Below are 19,699 nucleotides of genomic sequence, written 5' to 3'. Positions count from 1 at the left end.
TCCTGATCGCCTGAATATGCCGTTCAGTTGCCGTTCAGGTTGAAATCTCTATAAACGAGGCGAAAAGGGGCTCAAGGGCCCGCTGCTACAGGGGCGGTGACACACCGATGAAGACCATGAAGACATTCTTGCTTGCAGCCGTGGCGCTGCTGGTCGCAGGCGGCGCGGCTTTCGCGGCCAGTGTCGTCAACCGTGACAGTGAACCGCGAACCATTGTTGTGACGGAAGGCGGTTCGCAATCCGAGATCGTGGTCGGCGCTGGCGAAACCATCGAGTTCTGCTCGGCCGGCTGCTTCGTGACGATGCCCAATGGTGACCGCGAAGTGCTGACCGGCTCAGAGACTGTAGAGATTTCGGAAGGTCGCGGCCGCGTGCGGTAGAACCGCGCCACAAGAGCTCGAGAAGTTTTGCAAACTCCGGCAAGTGATTGCCGGAGTTTTTTGCTGTTCTTACGGGGTATTTGCCAGGTGCCCTTAGGGAAACTTTAAGCGTATTCCTGAAATCTGCTTGCGGGTTTGCCCCGACTGTCTGTCGCTTCAGACTTTGGAAGCTCATTTCGCGTAAGGCCGTTGGAAGAACGGTCTTTTATGCGGGGGCTTTTATGGACGCGCGATCCGAACGCAATGCAGTGCCTTTGGCTGTCGATCTCGACGGCACTCTGATTGCGACCGATCTGTTGTGGGAGAGTCTGTTTCTTCTCCTGCGCCGCCGGCCCCTCTGTCTCTTTCTGTTGCCGTTCTGGCTGATGGGCGGCAAGGCGCGGCTGAAATGCGAGATCGCTTCGCGCGTCGATCTGGATGCCGCGGGGCTGCCCTATCGGCAGGACCTTCTGGCTCAGCTTCGCAAGGACAGGGCGGATGGTCGTCACATCGTCCTGGCAACGGCTTCGCCCAAAAAGTTTGCCGATGCGATCGCCTTGCATCTGGGCGTTTTTGACGAGGTCATTTCCACAGAGCCCGGCCGCAACATGGCCTCCGGCATGAAGCGTGACGCGCTGGTCAGGGCATTCGGCGATGGCGGGTTCGATTATGCGGGCAACAGCCGCGCGGATATCGCGGTCTTCGATGCCGCGCGCAGGGCTGTTGTCGTTGCACCCGACCGGGCGGCTGCCCGCTGGCACGCGCGGAATGGCGGCGAGCTTCTCGAGGCGGCGAAACCCACATTCAAGACCTATGTGAAGATGCTCAGAGTGCATCAATGGCTCAAGAACAGCCTGATCTTCGTGCCGCTGATCCTCAGCCACGAATATTTCAATGCTCCGCTTCTGACCCTGTGCGTCCTGGCATTCATCTCATTCAGCACGGCAGCGTCCGCCATTTACATTCTGAACGACTTCTTCGATCTCGGCCTTGATCGCCGGCATCCCACGAAGCGGAACAGACCTTTCGCAAGCGGCACGCTTTCGATCCCGTTCGGTTTCGCGTCCATGCTCGTGCTACTGGCGATAAGCGGCGCAACGGCGCTTTTTCTTCCGCCACTCTTCGGCCTGGTGCTGATTGGCTACCTGATTGCCACCACCGCCTATTCCCTTTCCCTCAAGCGCATGCTGCTCATCGACGTGCTGACTTTGGCGGGGCTCTACACGGTGCGTATTCTTGCCGGCAGTGCGGCGACCATGATCGGCGTGTCGTTCTGGCTCCTGGCCTTCTCCGTTTTCTTCTTTCTCTCCCTGGCGCTGGTCAAACGCTATGTGGAACTGCGTTCCACCGAGCTTCCCGCGGGCGAGCGCATCGCAGGTCGGGGCTATCGCACGGAAGATCAGGAAGTGATCGCACAGGCCGGCATGGCCTCCGCCTTTTCCTCGGCCATGGTTCTGGCGCTTTACATTCAAAGCAGTGCCGTGCGTGACCTCTATGAGATGCCCTGGCTGATCTGGCCGCTCTGCCCCATTGTCCTCTACATCACAATCCGCATGTGGATCCTGGCGCGGCGCGACGAAATGCATGACGATCCAATCGTCTTCATCATCAGCGACTGGCGCAGCCAGTTGTTTGGTGTTCTGGGGGCGGTGCTCCTCTTTACGGCGGGGTTCTGAAGCATGGCTGATTATTCGGCATTCGGACTGGTGCGCAGAAACACGGCTCAGGCGATTGGCGCTGAAGATGCGGTCGAGCGTCTGCGCGCTGGCAGGGGGCTGCCGTCGTCCGTGCTGCCTTATGGCAATGGCCGGTCCTATGGCGATACCTGCCTGAACGATGCCGGCGCGCTGATCGACATGCGCTCCATGAAGCGCGTTCTGGCCTTCGATGCCGAAAGCGGGCTCTTTACGGCGCAGGCCGGTCTCATGCTGTCGGACCTGATCGCTCATGTCGGTCCGAAGGGCTGGTTTCCGGCTGTGGTGCCGGGCACGCAGTTTGTCACGCTGGGTGGAGCCATCGCCAACGACGTGCATGGCAAGAACCATCACCGGCGCGGTACTTTCGGCTGTCACGTGGTTTCCTTCACGCTGCTGCGGTCCGATGGCGAGACCCGCCATTGCAGCGCGCAGGAAAACGCGGAGCTCTTTCGCGCCACCATTGGCGGCATGGGGCTGACAGGTTTGATCCTCGACGCGACGATCAGACTGATGAAGGTCGCCTCCGTCGATGTAAACGAGCGCGTGCGTGGCTTTTCCGGGCTCGACGAATATTTCGACCTGGCGGCCGATGCCGACGCCAGGAACGAATACGCGGTGGCCTGGCTCGACCAGCTTGCTTCTGGCGCGAGCGCGGGCAGGGGCTTCCTGCTGACGGCAAATCATGCCGAGGACGGGGACGTCTACCGTGTGCCCTCCGCTCGCCGCCTTGCTGTTCCTTTCCGGCCTCCGGTCAATTTCCTGAACCGGTGGTCGCTTGCCGCTTTCAACCGTGCTTTCGCCTGGAGCAAGGCGCGGGCGGAGGGCGTTCGGCGCTCGTCTTACGAAAGCTATTTCTTCCCGCTCGATGCGGTGCGCCACTGGAACAGGCTCTACGGTCCGCGCGGCCTCCTGCAGCATCAGAGCGTGGTGCCCTTCGAGGCCGCGCGCGAAACCATACCGGCCATGATGGCGGCGGCGCGCGAGGCCGGGCAGGCCTCTTTCCTTACCGTTCTCAAGCGCTTCGGCGATGTTGCCTCACCGGGCATTCTTTCGTTTCCAAGGCCGGGCTACACGCTGACACTCGATTTCTCCAATGCGGGTTCGGCCACCCGTGCGCTCTTCGAGCGCCTCGATCGCATGACGGTGGAGGCGGGTGGCGCGGTCAATCCCTACAAGGACGCGCGCATGGGGGCGGCCCTGTTCGAAGCCTCTTTTCCGGGCTGGCGCGATCTTGAGGCGCTACGGGATCCTGCGTTTCTTTCCGACTTCTGGCGGCGCACGGCGCTGAAATTGCCGGCAGGCGAGAAGGGAGAACGTCATGCAGCCGAATAAACGGGCGTGGTTCAGGCAAACGCAAGATTTTCACGCGGTGGATGCAATTTATCTCGGGCGCTTCACGCTTTGTTTGCAAGAGGGCGCTATGACAGGGACGGGCGGAACAAGATGAAATACATACCCTTCATACTCTTCACGGTGATGACCAACGCGGCTGCGCAGCTCATGCTGAAACACGGCATGATGACGCTGGGCGATCTGAGCTTTGCAGGCGCGAACCCGATCCTGAAGATTCTTCAGATCGTCTTCAGTCCGTGGATTTTTGCCGGCCTGTGCGTCTTCGTCATCTCCATGGCGTCGCATCTCTACGTGCTTTCCAAGGTCGAGCTGTCCTTCGCCTATCCGTTTTTGAGCCTTGCCTATGTGGCGGTGGCGGTGTTCGCCTACTTCCTCTTCAAGGAAGACCTGAACGCCTACCGCATCGCCGGCATCGCGCTGATCTGCGTCGGCACCGTGCTGATCGCGCAGAGCGGCCGCGAAATGCCTGAAGAACAGGCGGCGCTCGCAAAAGACAAACTTCAGTCCGAAAGGTCGATGATCCAATGAGACATATCATTTTTGGCGGTGACGGCTTCGTCGGCCGGCACCTGGCTCCCAAGCTAGTGGCCGATGGCGAAGAGGTCATCGTTGCCGACATCGTGAAGAGCGACCTGCCGCATTATCGCCAGGTGGCGTTTGTCCATTGCGATGTAACCGATCCCGCGGCGATTGAGGCGCTGGGCTTGAAGGCCGACGACATGGTCTACAACCTGTCGGCCAAGATGCTGTCGCCGATCCAGGTGCGCGCCAAGCGGCACGATTTCTTCTATCCGGTGAATTATCACGGCACGGTCAACATCATCGAGGCGATGGACAAGGCGGGCGCCAAAAACCTCGTCCACTTCACAACCGACATGATCTACGGCCATACCGTCACCTATCCGATGACCGAGGATCACCCGGTTTCGCCGCTCGGCGAATATGGTCAGTCCAAGCTCGATACTGAAGTTCTGGCAGCCGAATGGCGCAAGCGCGGTATGAACATCTCGCTGTTCCGCCCGCGTCTCATCATCGGGCCGGGACGTCTGGGCATTCTGGAAAAACTGTTCAAGCTGGTGGACATGAACCTGCCGGTGCCGATGATCGGTGCAGGCAAGAACCCCTACCAGTTCATCTCCGTGTTCGACTGCGCGGAAGCAGCACGGCTTGCGTGGAAGGCAGGCGTGCCGAACGAGGCCTATAATCTCGGCTCGCTCAACCCGCCGCCGGTGCGCAAGCTGCTTGGCGATCTGGTGAAGCATGCGGGCTCGAAATCCCTGCTTCTGCCCACGCCCGGCTGGGCCGTGAAGCGCACGCTCGACATGCTCGACTGGATGAACATGCCGCTTATGGACCCGGAGCAGTATCTGATTGCCGACGAAATGTGCGTGCTCGACGTCTCCAAGGGCGAGCGCGACCTTGGCTGGGTGCCGCAATACAATGATGGCGACATGCTGATCGCCGCCTATGACGAATATCGTGCCAAGAAATCTGGCCAGGCCGTTGGCGCCAGCCAGGTTCCGGCCGAATAAGGGAGGTCGCCATGACCGTCGTGACAAAGACCGAGACGAAAGGGGCAAGGCCCGTGATGGATGCACCCGAACTCGCACCCCGGACAATCGCGAAACCCGACCTCCTGACGGTGGAGGATGCCAAGGCTCTGAGCGTCGAGCGGATGACCGATCTGTTCAAGGCGCATCTGAACCCCGGCCAGCTTCACTTCATGAAGCTTCTGGGCTTCCACAAGATCAAGATTGAGAGCGCCGAGGGGATGTATTACATCGACCAGAACGGTCGAAAGATCCTCGACTTCTTCGGCGGTTTCGGCTCGTTGGCCTTCGGCCACAACCATCCGCGCATTCTCGAGGCGCGCAGGAAATTCCAGGACGAGAAGCGCCACGAGATCGCCATCGCCTTCATGTCGCAGTATTCGACGGCGCTCGCTGCCAATCTCGCTGCCTGCTCACCGGGTGAGCTCGACATGGTGTTTCTCGGCTCCTCGGGCTCCGAGGCCATGGAATCGGCCATCAAACTTGCCGAGCGCGCGGCCGGCCCCAAGCGGCCGAAGGTCGTCTATGCGGAGAATTCCTTCCACGGCAAGACCAAGGGCGTTCTCACCATCACCGATGGCAATCTCTACCGCGCCGAGTTCCGCCTGACGGACAACACGGTACGCGTGCCCTTTGGAGATATCGACGCCATCGAAACGGCTTTCCGCACCGATCCCGAGATTGGCGCAATCGTGCTTGAAACTGTTCAGGGCGGTGGCGGCATCAACGAGGCGCCGCGCGAATTCTGGCAGAAGCTGCGCCAGCTCTGCGACCAGTATGGCGTCATCTGGGTGGCGGACGAGGTTCAGTGCGGCTATGGGCGCACGGGTCGCTTCTATGCCTTCGAGCATTATGACGTGGTGCCGGACATTACCGCGCTCGCCAAGTCGCTGGGTGCCGGCAAGGCCGCCATGGCCGCGATGATCGCCAAGCGCGACATCTACATGAAGGCCTATGGCACGCCGAAAACGGCGATGATCCACGCCATGGCCACCTTTGGCGGCATCGGTGAGGCCTGCGCCACGGCCATCGAGGGCACCAATGTGCTCTATGACGAGGCGCTGATGGAGAATGCCGAAAGCACCGGCGCCTATCTTGTCGAACGTCTCAATGCGCTGAAGGACAAATATCCGCGCATCATCAAGGACATTCGTGGCCGCGGCTGCATGGTCGGGCTCGAATTCCACGATTTCTCGCAGACCCTGCCGGCGGTCCTGCGCCCGGTGGTCGGTGTGCTGGACGAGAAGCTGAAGGGCTCGCTGTCGGGCTTCGTGGGCGCGCTTCTCCTGCGCGATTACGATGTACTGGTCGCCTTCACCGAGTACAACCGCAATGTCATCCGTCTTCTGCCGCCGCTCATTATGCGACCCGAGCATGTGGACAAGCTCGTGGACTCGCTCGATGCGCTGCTTGGGCGCGGTGTCGTTTCCATCGTGAAGGATTTCGTCAAAAGCCAGGTGAAGTAAGCGCCGGCTTCTGAGAGAATGAGTCTGAAACGCTTTTCAAGGCTTTGAAAAGTTTAGGAATAGCGCCTCTCGCGCGACAACTGGCCGGGCTTGTCCCGGCCTTCTTTTTGTGTGCGCCCGGCTTTGAAAGAGCTGCCGCGCCTATTCGATCCGGTCCGCCATGCGCGGGCTCAGATAGGCGTCGAAGCATTGGTTCAGCGTGATGCGCTCATGGTCCTGCATGGCGGGCGCGTAGATCTTGAGAAGGTCCGCATTGGCCGTGGTCAGCGGGCAGGTGGGGTGCAGGATCATATCTGTCTGGCGAACGGCCTCCAGCGCTTCGGCATCCGGTGGGGGAACGGCGCGTGTGGGATCGGCCCCGATCGCCACGTGCAGTGGCGCACTCCGGTCCAGTAGCCAGGGGAAGGGGTTGACGAAGTTCAGGTTGAGGATCGTCTCGAACCTTATTCCCTGCTCTTCTTCCAGCTCGCGGATCGCATTAATGGCGCCGTCGATGGCCATCAGATGCGTCGCCTGGAAATGGAACTCCGAGTAGTACACGGAAGACGGCAACTCCTGAATGCGGATGAAGTCCGCGTAGGTGTCGCGGTGGAGCGTATAGAAATCCAGCATTTTTTCAGAACGCGCCAGGATTTCGGGTCGCATATTGAGGCGGCCGAGCGTTTTCAGGTTCTGGTTCGGCATTGCCACATTCTTGATGGCGCCGATATAGGTGCGTGCTGCGCGCTCCACCGTGTTGACCAGCGGCGGCAGGGCGGCGGCGGAGGCAAGGGCGGCAGCGACCAGAAAGACAGGGCGTTCCGTTTCGCTCTGCCAGAGCCGCACAAGAACGGGTAGGAGCACCGGCCAGATGAAGATGAGCGCCTGGCTTCCTGTGTTCTGTGTTTCGAAGAAGATGCCTGCGACAAGCACCGTCATGATCCAGAATGCATTATGGTCGATGATGGCAGCAATGGCCGCCACACTCGGCGCGCGCAGCTTGCCGGCGAGCATCCCGCGATCCCGGTAGAGCAGGAAGAGCGCCAGCAGGCCCGCGGGCGCGATAATGCCGAATGTGTGCGACGCGGCCTGGAGGAAGCGGGGCAGAAGGCTGCCTTCGTTCATGACGACGAGCGCCAGGATGTCCCTGATGTAATTGAGCGTAAAGCCGGTCCAGAGTTCCAGAAGGCCCAGAATTCCCAGGAAGATGACCGCCGAGGCGACCGCAGTGCGGATGGAGACGCGGCCCGCCGCGAAAGCGAAGGCGCATAGAAGCCCACCGGAGACGAAGCCCGTAATCTTTGTCAGGAAGAGGCCCGTCATCCCGGCCACGATGGAGACGAGCAGCATCCGCTGGTCGCGCAGATAGACGAGCGCAACGGTGAGCACATATAGAAGCTGGCAAACCTGCCGATTGTAGATGCCGAACCCGTCGGATCCGGGAAATGGATAGAATTCGCGGGTGTTGAACGGCAGAAGGGCGAAGGCGAGAAAGGGCAGAAGCAGCGCCAGCGCCGTTCCGCGCGACTTTGCATCCACCTGCCACAGCGCCAGCGCCATGAGCGGTGCGGTGACGGCAAAGAGCGACCAGTGCACCAGTAGGAGCGGCTGCGCGTTGGCAAACAGCTTCACGCCGCCTGCAAACAGATAATAGCCGAGCGGTCCCACGGGCGCGAAGAAGTCCGTGGCGGGGATCTGGTCGGAAAAAATCCGGTTTGCGGCATCGAAATAGATGAACAGGTCCCAGTACATGGGGCCGATCGGCACGTTGAGCGGCAGGACGAGGAAAACCGCCATGACCAGCGCCGTCATGGCCAGGATGGCCACCGGGCCTGTCAGCCATCTGCGCCGTCTTGTCGTGGCCATGTGTTCGACCGCCATTGCCATGTCTGCCCCCGGGGTGCCTTCTGCCTGTCGTCGCATTCATTTCTACAGAAGAGGCGGTCAGAAGAAGTTAACTCACCCGCTCAATCGCCTGTTTTGCTTAATGGCGCGGGCCGTTTCGGCGATGTCGCATTCAGGCAAAGAAGTTCTGTCTTCTGAGGACTAGGATCGTTTCTGATCATGGGCGTCATCCAGCCTGCCTGCGCGGTCTGGCGGGAGCGATCGAGGGAGTGAGAGCATGAAGGCAAATGCGCGGGCGGTTGTCATCGGCGGTGGTGTTGTGGGCGTGTCGACGCTCTATCACCTGGCCAAAAAGGGCTGGTCGGATGTGGTGCTGCTTGAGCGCAAGGAATTGACATCCGGTTCCACATGGCATGCCGCCGGCCTTCTGCCGCTGTTCAACATGAGCTACTCGGTCGGTCAGATCCACAAATACTCGGTGAAATTCTATCAGGAGCTTCAGGAGGAGACCGGCATGAATGTCGGTTTCACGCAATGCTCCAATATTCGTCTCGCGCGCACGAAGGATCGCTGGGACGAGTATATGTATTATGCCGGTATCGCCGAAACCATCGGCATTCCGGTCAAGCTCCTGACGCCCGAGCAGGTGAAGGAGATCTGGCCGCTTTGCGAGACCGATGGGCTTCTTGGCGCGATCCAGCATCCTGACGATGGCTATATCCAGCCGGCCGATCTGACGCAGGCGCTCGCCAAGGGCGCGCGCGATCTCGGCGCAACCATCTATCGCAACACCGCGGTGACCGCGATTGCACAGGGCGATGACGGGACCTGGACCGTCACCACCGACAAGGGCGAGATTGCCTGCGAGCACGTTATCTCCTGCACCGGCAATTTTGCCCGCAGGACCGGGGCCATGGTCGGGCTCGACGTGCCGGTGATCCCGGTCGAGCATCAATACATCGTCACCGAGCCGCATCCCGCCATTGTCGCACGCAAGAAGGAAGGGCTGCCGGAAATGGGAGTCCTGCGCGAGAGCGATTCCTCCTGGTATATGCGCGAGGAGAATGGAGGTCTTTTGCTTGGTCCTTACGAGGTCGGTGCGCCCTGCTGCTATGTGGACGGTCCCAGCGAAGACAGTGAGTACGAGCTGTTCCAGGAGGATCTGGAACGCCTCATGCCCTATGTGGAAACAGCGATCGAGCGTGTTCCCGCCTTTGGCGAGGTGGGCATCAAGAAGATCTACAATGGCGCAATCGCCTATACGCCCGACGGCTCTCCCATCATCGGCCCCGCGCCGGGGCTGAAGAATTTCTGGCTGAATGAGGGCCATTCCTTCGGCGTCACGGCGGCCGGCGGCGCGGGCTGGCAGCTTGCCGAATGGATCGTCGAGGGCGAACCGTCCATCGACATGATGGGCGTCGACCCGCGCCGTTTCGGCCCCTATGCCACCGAGGGCTATCTGCGCGAGAAGAACGAGGAGGCCTATGCCAATGTCTTCACCGTTCACTATCCCGATGAGGAGCGTTCGGCGGCGCGGCCCCTGAAGACCACGCCGAGCTATGAACGTATGAAACGGCTGGGGGCCGTGTTCGGATCCGTTTATGGCTGGGAGCGGCCCAACTGGTTTGCGCCGGAAGGGTATGCAGTGCCTGAAAGCGAACTCGGCGTTGGTGCGGACGTGCTGTTGAAGCACAATCATGCGCCGGCGCTTGCAGATGGCCGCGTCGTTGAAAAATGGTCGTTCCGCCGCTCGAACTATTTCGAACATGTCGGTAACGAGGTGACGAACGTCCACGAGAACGTCGGGCTTCTCGACATGTCGGCCTTCGCCAAGATCGAGGTTTCGGGACCCGGCGCGAGGAGCTGGCTCGACAGCATTTTTGCCAATCGCATCCCAAAGAAGCGGGGCCGCGTGGCGCTCTGCCATCTGCTTACGAAGAATGGCGGGGTGCGCTCGGAGTTCACCGTCTATGAGTGGAAGCCGGGCCGGTTCTATCTGGTGTCCGCCGGTGCCTATGAGGCGCATGATCATGACGTGCTCTTCAAGCTGCTTCCCGATAACGGCTCCGTCACCCTGCGGCCGATCACGCAGCAGTACGGCGTTTTCGTTCTTGCTGGACCCAGGAGCCGCGATGTGTTGCGCAGGCTCACGCGCACGGAGCTTTCCAACGCCGCGTTTCCCTGGCTCTCGGGCAAGGAGATTTCCGTTGGCCGTGCGAGCGCCCATGCGCTGCGCGTGAATTTCGTCGGCGAGCTCGGCTGGGAGCTGCACCATCCCATCGAGCAGCAGAACCTGATCTTCGATCTGATCATGGAGGCCGGCGCGGAACTTGGCATAAAGCCCTTTGGCATTCGCGCCATGACGGCAATGGCCATCGAGAAGAGCTATCGTCTGATCCCGCGTGAACTCTCAATCGAGTACACCGCATGGGAAAGCGGGCTCGACCGTTTCGTGCATCCCGACAAGGGCGAATTCATCGGCCGTGAGGCTCTGCTTAAGCAGCGCGAGGAGGGGCTTGGCTGGAACTATGTCACGCTGGAGGTTGGTGGTGTCCGCGACGCCGATGCACGCGGCAACGAGGCGATCTACAGGGCCGGAGAACTGGTGGGGCGTGCCACGCATGGCGGCTATGGCTGGCGCGTGGGAAAAAGCCTGGCGCTCGCCATGGTACGCCCCGAATTCGCCGCCGAAGGCACGGAGCTCGAGATCAGGATACTGGGTGAGCTTCATCCGGCAAAAGTGATCGGTGAAAGCCCGTTCGATCCCGAAAATGCTGCGCTGCGCACGGATGGGTGACGTGGAGGTGGAAAGGAAGCGGAACCCATACTCACCAATGGAAGCGCCATAAGTCGGGTCAATACGCCAAATTGCGTGATTTATAGCCGGCTGGACATGCGCTAGACTAGGGCATGTCCAGGTCGAGAATGGGTCTGCACCTCAATCAAAGCGGTCTGCTCGCTGCTTTTACGGGATTTTGTTGCGCCTTTCTTGTCGCCACTCAGCCTCAACCGTCCAGAGCCCAGGAAATCGTCGACGTTCAACTCGTCCTGGCGGTCGATGTTTCTCTTTCCATGTCGGCTGGCGAGCTGGAGATACAGCGCCGCGGCTATGCGGAAGCGCTGACCCATGAAGAGGTCGTTGGCGCGATCCTGAGTGGCATGCATGGCAAGATCGCGGTGACCTATTTCGAATGGGCGGGCAATTTCTCCCAGCGTGTTGTCGTTCCCTGGACCCGGATTGCTTCGGCAGAGGATGCGCGGCATTTCGCAGAGCGGCTATCGGCCAATCCTCCAAGCAGTGCCCGTCGAACCTCGATATCAGGTGCACTCGATTATGCCGGCGATCTATTGGCGGAAAGCGACTTTCGAGGGCTTCGGCGCGTGGTGGATGTCTCCGGAGACGGCCCCAACAATCAGGGCGGTCCCGTGGTTCCGGCCCGCGACCGACTGGCTGGCATGGGCATCACCATCAACGGGCTTCCGCTGATGACCAATGGCGGGCTGACCACCAGTTTCGACGTCAAGGATCTCGATACCTACTACCGGAACTGTGTCATCGGCGGGCCGGGGGCATTTGTCGTGCCGGTCAATGACTGGTCGCAGTTCCCCGAAGCCATTCGACGCAAGCTGGTACTGGAGCTGGCTGGAACGGGCGGGCACCGCCCGCAGGTCGTGCTCGCCCAGTTTCACAGTGCCTATGACTGCCTTGTCGGTGAAAAGATGTGGCGGGATCGCTCCTGGATGTGGCAGGAGCCCTGATCGCGTTCAGAGCGTTGCAGCAATCTCTTCGAGCTGGTCGGCGCATTGGCCCCAGCCTTCGTGAAAGCCCATCTTCTCGTGTGCTTCGCGGTCCTCCGCATTCCAGTGCAGCGCCCGTGCGATGTAGCGTGTCCTGCCTTTTCCGGCATCCTCCAGGGTGAGGATCATGGTCATAAACGGCTTTTGTGAAGGGGTCCACGCCCCGGTGAAGGCGTCGGTCGTCACGATCCTCTCGTTCTCGACCACCTCAAGGAAAATGCCCGGATTGGGATACTCATTGCCGTCCGGGTCGCGCATTACGATCAGGCTGGATCCGCCCGGACGCACGTCCATCTCGACTTTCGAAATCGTCCAGGGTTTTGGCACGAACCATTGTTTGAGGATTTCCGGATCGGTCCAGGCGCGGAAGATTTTTTCGCGGGGCGCGTCGATGATACGCGCCAGGACGAGTTCGTTCTCCAGTTCAGGTGCGACGTCGATGGTGGTGCTCATTTCCATGTCTCCCAGTGTCTGTCTGTACTGCGAGGACGATCGGTGCGCAGCCACCCCGACAGGTCCCGGCAATTTTTTGTCAGGCGACGAGAAGCTGCTTGCGGTCGGCGCGTTCCTGCTGGGGTGAGCGGGCGTAGAGCTCACGGTAGCATTTGGAGAAGTGCGAAGCCGAGACGAAGCCGCAGGCAACCGCCACTTCAACAACGGGCAGGGAGGACTGGATCAGGAGGTGGCGGGCCCGGTCAAGGCGGATTTCCAGATAGTAGCGGGCGGGCGAACGCCCCATCTCCTGCCGGAACAGGCGCTCGATCTGACGGCGGGAGAGCCCCACGTTCTCCGCGATCTGCACCAGTGAAAGGGGCTCAGCCAGGTTCGCTTCCATCAGCTCGATGATGGTGAGAACCTTGGAATTCTGCACGCCAAGCCGCGCCCTCAGTGGCAGGCGCTGGCGGTCGGAGGGGCTGCGCACCCGGTCCGTCAACAATTGCTCGCAGACGCGGTTGATCAGGCTGTCGTCGAAATCCTCACCGATCAGCTTCAGCATCATGTCCATGGCCGCGGTGCCGCCCGCGCAGGTGTATATGTTCGCCTCGGTCTCGAAGAGATCGGCAAAGACGTTTGCGCGTGGGTATCTTTCGGCGAAGCCCGGGAGGTTTTCCCAATGGATTGCGCAGCGTCTGTCGGCCAGCAGCCCGGCCCCGGCCAGGACGTAAGCTGCCGTGCACAGCCCGCCGATGGCGACGCCACGATTGTACTCTTCGCGCAGCCAGGCAAAGACAGTCTTGTTGCTATAATCCTCGATGTTCAGGCCGCCGCAGACAATGACCATTGAAGGACGTTCGTGCCCGACCATTTTCTGCCGCTCGGCGGCGAGGGAAGAGCCGACGGCCACCTCAACGCCGTTCGATGCGCGGACCGGTTCGCCATCACAACTAGCCAGCCGCCATGTATAGGCTTCGTAGCCCGCCATTCGATTGGCGGTTCGCAGGGGTTCCAGCGCAGCGGAAAACGCCATCATGGTGAAGTCGGGAATGAGAAAGAAAACGATCGACCGCTTGCAGCTGTTCTCGCCCGACATAGTGCCTCCCGGTTGCGCATGACACCTGCCTCCCAGGTCATGCCGCTGTCATCGAAGCGTCATCAGGAATTGTGTTTTCTGTCAATCCGAGAGGCGATGGAAAGCGTCGTTTTGCAGGCGTTTGCGTGAAGTGCGAGCGTGTTGAGGCCTGCATGCGGAGGCAATCAGACAGCCGGGCGTTCCCGACCCGGTGGCTCAGCTGTGGCCGGAGAGGCCCCGGAGGCTAAATGGGGCTTGCAAAAGTTGATCAGTTGACCAGGAAGCCGAGCCGAGAGCCGGCGAGGGCTCCGGTTTCACCCGGCATCGTTTTTTGAAGCCGCTGGCGGGCGAACACAGTGTTTGGATTCGTACCCCGACGACGGCGTATAAAGCGTGCGAAAAGCTTCATCTTGCGCTCCAGGAAACAGTCAACATCGAAAGACAGTCGGTTCTCACCGAGCGCCTTCTCATGCAGGATGGAGTGGGGTCGCTCGTTCGATGGTGGAGAGCTATCGCATCCGTGTCGGCGATGAGGCGGAAAATGCGAAGCGCACGTTAGGAAAAGCGACATCTGTGGGGCTCGCAACGGCATACGGGCAAAAAAAGACCCCGACATTCAGGTCGGGGTCAGGTCGGCGTTCGACAGATCGCGCGTAAGCGCGTGGCTTTTGCTTTCATGTCAGTGTGTGCTCCGCCCGGATGGCCCGGGCTTTTTCGCCGGGGGCGTACCGTATTTGGCGTGATGGGTCATTGCGTCGAATTCGATTGCGAAATCACGCACTGCCTTCAGGGCCTTTGTCAGCGATATCATTCAACACTCCTGTTTGTCTGGACCGGCGTTCAGAAACGCGAGATGCTGCGGTTGTCCTGACCATCGGACTGAATGCTCGTGTAGTGAGCCGGCCAGCCGATGTCCTTGCGGATTTCTGCGGGAAGCGTGTCGATCAGGCGCTCGGTACGCCGGCGGTTCAATGCCGTCCGATAGTGGCGGACATAATGGTTCATGCGTGCGAAAACAGACATTGTCCTTCTCCTCTGTCTGGCTGCTTTGCCAGACGTCATCGCCTGACACTGTTGACTATGCCGCAAGGTTGATGTTCAATCAAACACAATCGAATGATCCTTTTGTTCAAAGTTATTGAATGGAAAACGGCATGAACGCTCCCCTCAATCATCCGATGCCCTTATTGGAGCTCGATGTCCTTCGCACCTTTGTGGCGATTGCCGAGACCGGCAGTTTCACGGCCGCATCCAATGCGGTCTACCGAACCCCGTCTGCCGTCTCCATGCAGATCAAGAAGCTTGAGGAGATGCTGGGGCGTTCGGTGTTCCAGCGTGATGCGCGGTCGGTGTCGCTTACGGCCGATGGCGAGTTATTATTGAATTATGCGCGCAGATTACTGGCCCTGAACCGCGAAGCGGTGTCGAAATTCGTCATGCCCGATATCAGCGGCATCGTTCGATTAGGATCGCCGGACGATTACGGCGAACGAATCTTACCCAGCGTTCTCAAACGCTTTGCAGAAACCCATCCTTCCATTGCCGTCGACGTGGTCATCGACCAGAGTGCCAACCTGCGCAAACGGATGGCCAACCGACAGCTTGATCTCACACTGCTCACCTGTACCGAAGGATCTGAAGACAGCAGCGTCCAGATTGTCTTCACGGAGCCCATCGTCTGGGCAGGCGCCAAAGGGGGCTGCGCGCATTTACGCGAGCCGCTGCCGCTCTCGCTCTGGGAGGAGGGGTGCGCCTGGCGCGCCGGTGCGCTTTCCGCCATGGAAAAGGACGGGCGCGATTATCGCGTCGCCTATATGAGCGCCCACACGGCGGGCCAACGCGCGGCCATTCTTTCCGATCTCGCCATCGCGCCGCTGCCAAAATCCTTCCTGCGGGACGACCTTGTGGAGCTTGGCCCGAAGGATGGACTGCCCAAACTGTGCAACTATCACATCGGCATGGTCGTTTCTCCCGATGCTTCGGCGCCGGTCAAGGCTGCTGCCGACCATATTCGCTCGACTTTCGACATGTTCAGCGAATCCGGCCGGTTCTGAGCGGTCTTAGGCACGCTCTGGGGCACGCTCTTGGACACTCCGGGGCGTAAAAAGCGTGGAGGCTGTTGCGCATGTGTGCTGACAAACGACTGCAGATTGCCGGCGTTTCGCTGTCGAGCCCCGACAGGCTTCTCTTCGCGGAGGAGGGCGTTACGAAAACTGCGCTGGCGCAGTATTACGAGCGCGCGGCGCCGCGCATGCTTCCGCATATCGAAAAGCGCCTCGTCAGTCTGGTGCGTTGCCCGGATGGGCGCGAAAGCCCGTGCTTTTTTCAGCGTCATGGCAGCAAGGGGTTTCCCGATGCCGTGCGGCACATGGCGATTGCCGAGAAGAGCGGTGAGAAGGCCGAATATCTTTATATCGACGATCTGAAGGGCGTCATCGCCGCCGTTCAGATGAGCACGCTCGAGTTTCACATATGGGGCTCACGCACAGACCGGCTCGAGGCCTCCGACCGGCTGGTATTCGATCTCGATCCCGATGAGGAACTGGACTTCACTGCGGTTCGCCGCGCCGCCTTCACGGTGCGTGACCGGCTTGCCGATCTCGGCCTTCAGACCGTGCCGCTTCTGACCGGTGGCAAGGGTATCCACGTGGTCGCACCGCTGGAGCGCCGTCGGGAGTGGCCGGACATCAAGGATTTTGCCAGGGGATTTGCAAAGCGTCTGTCCGAAGACGAGCCCGAGCGCTTTCTGGCTGAAGCGTCGAAGGCGAAGCGGGAAGGGCGGGTCTTTGTCGACTGGCTGCGCAATGAGCGCTCCGCCACGGCCATCGCGCCCTACTCGACGCGGGCGAAACCCGGTGCGCCGGTGGCGGCGCCGGTTTCCTGGTCCGAGCTTGAGACCATTGCTGTATCAAGCGCCTTCGCCATCGCCGATATGGATGAGCGGCTTGCAGCGCCCGATCCCTGGGCGGAAAGTACCGGCTGGCGCCAGTCCCTCACAGATAAAATGCTGAAAGCCGTGACATAGCGTTTCGCCTACCGGGGAGCGACCACGCTAATCGCGGCGGCGCCGTGCCGCGCGTTCTTCGCGTGAGCGCCGGCGGGGGCGCGCTGCACCCGTTTCATCGGCTGGAGCGCCTGCCATTGCACGCGGCGGTAGCTGCATCTGTTCGGCCAGTTTCGGGAACGGGTCGACCTTGTTGGGCAGCGCCATGGCATGCACAAAATGCTCCTGAAATCTCGGTTCCAGGGCGGTCTCGATTTTCTCGATGCGCCTTACCGTCTCTTCGATTTCGCGGCGGTGGTTGCGGTTGAGCAGCGCCATGCGTGCGCCTGTGCCGGCGGCGTTGCCGACGGCCGAGACCCGGTCGAGGTCGCAATCGGGGATCAAGCCCAGAACCATAGCGTATTGCGGATCGATGAAGGATCCGAACGCGCCGGCAAAGCGGATCGTGTCCACGGTTTCCACGCCCTGCTTCTCCATAAGGAGCTTCGTGCCAGCATAGAGCGCGGCCTTGGCAAGCTGGATTGCCCGCACATCGTTCTGGGTGATGGTGATGCGCGGTTCGGCCTCGCTCAGCACATAGGAGAAGGTGCGGCCCTCGGCGACGATGCGCGGGTTTCGAACTGCCAGCGCTCCGTCCACCACACCATCCTCCGAGATAATGCCCGCCAGATACATCTCGGCGATCACCTCGATGATGCCGGAACCGCAGATGCCGGTGACACCGGCCTGCCCGAGCGAACCGGGAAAGCCCGGCTCGTCCGACCAGAGCTCGCTGCCGATCACCCGAAAGCGCGGAGCTAGCGTTTCCCGGTCGATGCGCACGCGTTCGATGGCGCCGGGCGCGGCGCGCTGGCCGGACGAGATTTCCGCGCCCTCGAAGGCGGGGCCTGTCGGCGAAGACGCGGCCACCACACGCGCCCGGTTGCCTAGAACGATCTCCGCATTGGTGCCCACATCGACGATCAGCATCATTTCGTCCTGGCGGTGCGGCCCCTCCGACAGCGTGACGGCGGCGGCATCGGCTCCCACATGGCCAGCTATGCAGGGCAGCAGATAGGTGTGCGCGCCCGGATTGAGCTTGAGCTTCAGATCGTCGGCCCGGAGCCTGACGGCGCCGGAAACTGCCAGCGCGAAGGGAGCGCCGCCCAGCTCTGTCGGGTCAATGCCGAGAAAGAGATGGTGCATGATGGGGTTCGCGACGAACACGGCGTCCAGAATGTCGCTGCGCTCAATGCCGCCGTCGTCGGCCACTTTCTGCACCAGTTTCGATATCTCCTGGCGTACGGCACGCGTCATCGCCTCGCGTCCGTCCGGGTTCATCATCACATAGGAAACCCGGCTCATCAGGTCCTCGCCAAAGCGAATCTGGGGGTTCGATGCGCCGGCCGAGGTCACCACGCGTCCCGACAGAAGCGAAACAAGATGCATGGCAATCGTGGTCGAGCCGATGTCGCAGGCAAGCCCGTAGGCTTCGTTTTTCAGGCCCGGCCACAGGGCGACCAGCCGGGCAATGTCGTCATCTGCGTCCTGATACAGGGCGGCGGTGACGGTCCAGTTGCCTTGGCGCAATATCGCCTGCACCTGCGGCAGAAGATGCGCATCCGCCTCGATGCGTCCAACCCCCCAGTCTTTTTGCAGGGCAGTTTTCAGCCGGTCGAGATCGCCGAGCGGCTTGTGCATGTCGGGCTCTTCAACCTCCACATAGCAAAGGTGAACCGCCGGATGGCGCTCGATGACACGGGTATCGGCATCCTTGCGCACCACCTGCGCATTGATCACCGCGTCCTGCGGAACGTCCACCACCAGGTCGCCTTCGATGGTGGCCGAACAGGAAAGGCGACGAGCTGCGGGCAGCGCGCGCTTTTCGGCGTAACGGGCTTCCTTTGCGCCGACCGGTGAGATGTGATCCGGGGAGGAGGAAATCTTGTGTTTGGCGAAATGGCCTTCCTGCACCTCGATCTGGCATCGTCCGCAGGTGGCGCGTCCCCCGCACACGCTCTCCACGTAAACGCCAAGCTGCCGCGCGGCATCGAGTATGGTCGTGCCCCGGGGGAAACGCCCCCGCTTGCCGGACGGCATGAAGAGAACGAGCGGATCATCGCTCATGGCGAGGCCCGTTAGTTGGGGGTGGCAACCTGGCAGGCATGGAATGACGGGTGAACGCAATCAAGGCATTTTCACCCCCGCGCTCTGCGTGCATCGCGGCCGCCGCGGCGGCGCCCACCGGAGGACGCGGGGGCCGCCGCCGCCGTTGCCTCGCCTGTAGCGGTGGGCTGGTGGTCACGATAGGTCATGATCCAGTTGTAGCAATTGGGGTCCGTGCCGTTCAGCACATTTGCCGCGCGCACCATTTCCATCTCCTGTGGGCGGCAGGGGTTCATGATGGCGCTGGTCATGCCCGCCCCGATCACCATGGGAATGAAACCGGCATTGATGCCGTGCCGGTGCGGCAGGCCGAAGGATATGTTGGAAAGGCCGCAGGTGGTGTTTACCTTCAATTCTTCGCGCAGCCGCCGCAGAAGCCGGAAAACCTGCTGGCCCGCCGTGCCCATGGCGCCGATGGGCATCACCAGCGGATCCACAACGATGTCGTGGGCGGGAATGCCGTAATCGGCGGCGTGCTGGACGATCTTCTTCGCCACCTCGAAGCGCACGTCCGGGTCTTCGGAAATGCCGGTTTCGTCGTTGGAAATGGCGACGACGGGCACGTCGTATTTCTTGATCAGCGGCAGGATGGCTTCCAGCTTCTCCTCTTCGCCCGTCACCGAGTTGACCAGCGGTCTGCCCCGGGCGACCCTGAGCCCGGCTTCGATGGCGGCAGAAACGGAGGAGTCGATCGAGAGCGGCACATCGACCAGATCCTGCACGATCTCCAGGGTCTGAACGAGAAGCCCGGGCTCGGTTGCGTTGGGGTCTACCGCCGTGACGCCGGCGTTGACGTCGAGCATGGTTGCGCCGGCTGCGACCTGTGCCAGCGCGTCCTGCTTCACCGTCTCGAAATTGCCGGCAACCATCTCGGCGGCGAGCTTCTTGCGCCCGGTCGGATTGATGCGCTCTCCGATCACGCAGAAGGGCTGGTCAAAGCCGATCACGACTTCCCTGGTTGCAGAGGCGACGATGGTACGGGTCATTCAGAAT

The 19,699-nt window shown here is 61.0% G+C and carries 17 protein-coding genes; 10 read left to right on the top strand and 7 right to left on the bottom strand.

Annotation, left to right across the window (positions count from 1 at the left end; translation table 11 throughout):
* Nucleotides 1-107 precede the first annotated feature (107 nt).
* From BLW55_RS04000 to BLW55_RS03975, 6 genes are all read left to right on the top strand, one after another.
* On the top strand, nt 108-380 hold the full coding sequence (locus tag BLW55_RS04000) for a hypothetical protein (RefSeq protein ID WP_007007793.1): 273 nt from the start codon (nt 108-110) through the stop codon (nt 378-380).
* Between the two features lie 221 nt (nt 381-601).
* The gene (locus tag BLW55_RS03995) at nt 602-2,035 is read left to right on the top strand and encodes a UbiA family prenyltransferase (RefSeq protein WP_007007794.1); all 1,434 of its coding nucleotides are present in this window, start codon (nt 602-604) and stop codon (nt 2,033-2,035) included.
* A gap of 3 nt (nt 2,036-2,038) precedes the next feature.
* On the top strand, nt 2,039-3,388 hold the full coding sequence (locus BLW55_RS03990; protein ID WP_090326857.1) for an FAD-binding oxidoreductase: 1,350 nt from the start codon (nt 2,039-2,041) through the stop codon (nt 3,386-3,388).
* Between the two features lie 111 nt (nt 3,389-3,499).
* Nucleotides 3,500-3,937 (top strand): EamA family transporter, encoded by a 438-nt coding sequence (locus BLW55_RS03985; protein WP_090326855.1) that lies wholly within the window; start codon nt 3,500-3,502, stop codon nt 3,935-3,937.
* Entirely contained in the window at nt 3,934-4,941 is a 1,008-nt protein-coding gene (locus BLW55_RS03980) for an NAD-dependent epimerase/dehydratase family protein (protein ID WP_090326853.1), read from the top strand. The genes BLW55_RS03985 and BLW55_RS03980 overlap by 4 nt, the downstream gene beginning before the upstream one ends.
* A 56-nt stretch (nt 4,942-4,997) precedes the next feature.
* Nucleotides 4,998-6,425, top strand: coding sequence for an aspartate aminotransferase family protein (locus tag BLW55_RS03975; RefSeq protein WP_244509155.1), 1,428 nt, complete (start codon nt 4,998-5,000; stop codon nt 6,423-6,425).
* Nucleotides 6,426-6,566: 141 nt separating this feature from the next.
* On the opposite strand, the gene BLW55_RS03970 is transcribed toward BLW55_RS03975, so the two are convergent.
* On the bottom strand, nt 6,567-8,291 hold the full coding sequence (locus BLW55_RS03970; RefSeq protein ID WP_090326849.1) for a hypothetical protein: 1,725 nt from the start codon (nt 8,289-8,291) through the stop codon (nt 6,567-6,569).
* A 235-nt stretch (nt 8,292-8,526) separates the two neighbouring features.
* On the opposite strand from BLW55_RS03970, the gene BLW55_RS03965 reads away from it, so the two are divergent.
* Together BLW55_RS03965 and BLW55_RS03960 are read left to right on the top strand one after the other, a co-directional pair.
* A complete protein-coding gene (locus BLW55_RS03965) occupies nt 8,527-11,046 on the top strand; it encodes a GcvT family protein (RefSeq protein WP_090326845.1) in 2,520 nt (839 codons plus the stop codon).
* Nucleotides 11,047-11,159: 113 nt separating this feature from the next.
* Complete coding sequence (locus tag BLW55_RS03960) at nt 11,160-12,008, top strand: DUF1194 domain-containing protein (protein ID WP_244423393.1); 849 nt, start codon at nt 11,160-11,162, stop codon at nt 12,006-12,008.
* Between the two features lie 6 nt (nt 12,009-12,014).
* On the opposite strand, the gene BLW55_RS03955 is transcribed toward BLW55_RS03960, so the two are convergent.
* The 4 genes from BLW55_RS03955 to BLW55_RS03940 all read right to left on the bottom strand — a co-directional run bounded on the left by BLW55_RS03955 (nt 12,015) and on the right by BLW55_RS03940 (nt 14,580).
* Nucleotides 12,015-12,500, bottom strand: coding sequence for an SRPBCC family protein (locus BLW55_RS03955; RefSeq protein ID WP_007007023.1), 486 nt, complete (start codon nt 12,498-12,500; stop codon nt 12,015-12,017).
* Nucleotides 12,501-12,579: 79 nt separating this feature from the next.
* A complete protein-coding gene (locus BLW55_RS03950; RefSeq protein ID WP_025030496.1) occupies nt 12,580-13,578 on the bottom strand; it encodes a GlxA family transcriptional regulator in 999 nt (332 codons plus the stop codon).
* A 658-nt stretch (nt 13,579-14,236) separates the two neighbouring features.
* Nucleotides 14,237-14,368, bottom strand: a complete 132-nt coding sequence (locus BLW55_RS21010) for a hypothetical protein (RefSeq protein ID WP_280140459.1) — start codon at nt 14,366-14,368, stop codon at nt 14,237-14,239.
* Between the two features lie 29 nt (nt 14,369-14,397).
* Nucleotides 14,398-14,580 (bottom strand): hypothetical protein, encoded by a 183-nt coding sequence (locus tag BLW55_RS03940; protein ID WP_007007021.1) that lies wholly within the window; start codon nt 14,578-14,580, stop codon nt 14,398-14,400.
* 131 nt (nt 14,581-14,711) lie between these two features.
* Between BLW55_RS03940 and BLW55_RS03935 the strand changes: the two genes are divergently transcribed.
* Nucleotides 14,712-15,611, top strand: coding sequence for a LysR substrate-binding domain-containing protein (locus BLW55_RS03935; protein ID WP_007007020.1), 900 nt, complete (start codon nt 14,712-14,714; stop codon nt 15,609-15,611).
* A gap of 71 nt (nt 15,612-15,682) precedes the next feature.
* Nucleotides 15,683-16,582 carry a non-homologous end-joining DNA ligase gene (gene ligD / locus BLW55_RS03930; protein WP_090326842.1) on the top strand — a complete coding sequence of 300 codons (900 nt, stop codon included), beginning with the start codon at nt 15,683-15,685 and terminating at the stop codon, nt 16,580-16,582.
* A 27-nt stretch (nt 16,583-16,609) separates the two neighbouring features.
* Here the strand turns inward: ligD and BLW55_RS03925 are convergent, their stop codons facing one another.
* A complete protein-coding gene (locus BLW55_RS03925; protein WP_090326840.1) occupies nt 16,610-18,667 on the bottom strand; it encodes an ASKHA domain-containing protein in 2,058 nt (685 codons plus the stop codon).
* Between the two features lie 71 nt (nt 18,668-18,738).
* Nucleotides 18,739-19,692, bottom strand: coding sequence for a methyltetrahydrofolate cobalamin methyltransferase (locus BLW55_RS03920; RefSeq protein WP_090326837.1), 954 nt, complete (start codon nt 19,690-19,692; stop codon nt 18,739-18,741).
* Between the last annotated feature and the right edge of the window lie 7 nt (nt 19,693-19,699).

It is taken from the genome of Nitratireductor aquibiodomus, assembly GCF_900105565.1.
GTDB classification, from domain to species: Bacteria; Pseudomonadota; Alphaproteobacteria; order Rhizobiales; family Rhizobiaceae; genus Nitratireductor; species Nitratireductor aquibiodomus.
This window is presented reverse-complemented; position numbering and strand designations above follow the sequence as displayed.

Excerpts from the sequence above, each read along its gene's own strand:
- BLW55_RS03935 (WP_007007020.1), top strand. The coding sequence starts at position 14,712 with ATGAACGCTCCCCTCAATCATCCGATGCCCTTATTGGAGCTCGATGTC.
- BLW55_RS03950 (WP_025030496.1), bottom strand. The coding sequence starts at position 13,578 with ATGTCGGGCGAGAACAGCTGCAAGCGGTCGATCGTTTTCTTTCTCATT.
- BLW55_RS03995 (WP_007007794.1), top strand. The coding sequence starts at position 602 with ATGGACGCGCGATCCGAACGCAATGCAGTGCCTTTGGCTGTCGATCTC.
- BLW55_RS03920 (WP_090326837.1), bottom strand. The coding sequence starts at position 19,692 with ATGACCCGTACCATCGTCGCCTCTGCAACCAGGGAAGTCGTGATCGGC.
- BLW55_RS21010 (WP_280140459.1), bottom strand. The coding sequence starts at position 14,368 with ATGATATCGCTGACAAAGGCCCTGAAGGCAGTGCGTGATTTCGCAATC.
- BLW55_RS03980 (WP_090326853.1), top strand. The coding sequence starts at position 3,934 with ATGAGACATATCATTTTTGGCGGTGACGGCTTCGTCGGCCGGCACCTG.
- BLW55_RS03940 (WP_007007021.1), bottom strand. The coding sequence starts at position 14,580 with ATGTCTGTTTTCGCACGCATGAACCATTATGTCCGCCACTATCGGACG.
- BLW55_RS03925 (WP_090326840.1), bottom strand. The coding sequence starts at position 18,667 with ATGAGCGATGATCCGCTCGTTCTCTTCATGCCGTCCGGCAAGCGGGGG.
- BLW55_RS03985 (WP_090326855.1), top strand. The coding sequence starts at position 3,500 with ATGAAATACATACCCTTCATACTCTTCACGGTGATGACCAACGCGGCT.
- BLW55_RS03990 (WP_090326857.1), top strand. The coding sequence starts at position 2,039 with ATGGCTGATTATTCGGCATTCGGACTGGTGCGCAGAAACACGGCTCAG.
- BLW55_RS03955 (WP_007007023.1), bottom strand. The coding sequence starts at position 12,500 with ATGAGCACCACCATCGACGTCGCACCTGAACTGGAGAACGAACTCGTC.
- BLW55_RS03965 (WP_090326845.1), top strand. The coding sequence starts at position 8,527 with ATGAAGGCAAATGCGCGGGCGGTTGTCATCGGCGGTGGTGTTGTGGGC.
- BLW55_RS03960 (WP_244423393.1), top strand. The coding sequence starts at position 11,160 with ATGTCCAGGTCGAGAATGGGTCTGCACCTCAATCAAAGCGGTCTGCTC.
- BLW55_RS03970 (WP_090326849.1), bottom strand. The coding sequence starts at position 8,291 with ATGGCAATGGCGGTCGAACACATGGCCACGACAAGACGGCGCAGATGG.
- ligD (WP_090326842.1), top strand. The coding sequence starts at position 15,683 with ATGTGTGCTGACAAACGACTGCAGATTGCCGGCGTTTCGCTGTCGAGC.
- BLW55_RS03975 (WP_244509155.1), top strand. The coding sequence starts at position 4,998 with ATGGATGCACCCGAACTCGCACCCCGGACAATCGCGAAACCCGACCTC.
- BLW55_RS04000 (WP_007007793.1), top strand. The coding sequence starts at position 108 with ATGAAGACCATGAAGACATTCTTGCTTGCAGCCGTGGCGCTGCTGGTC.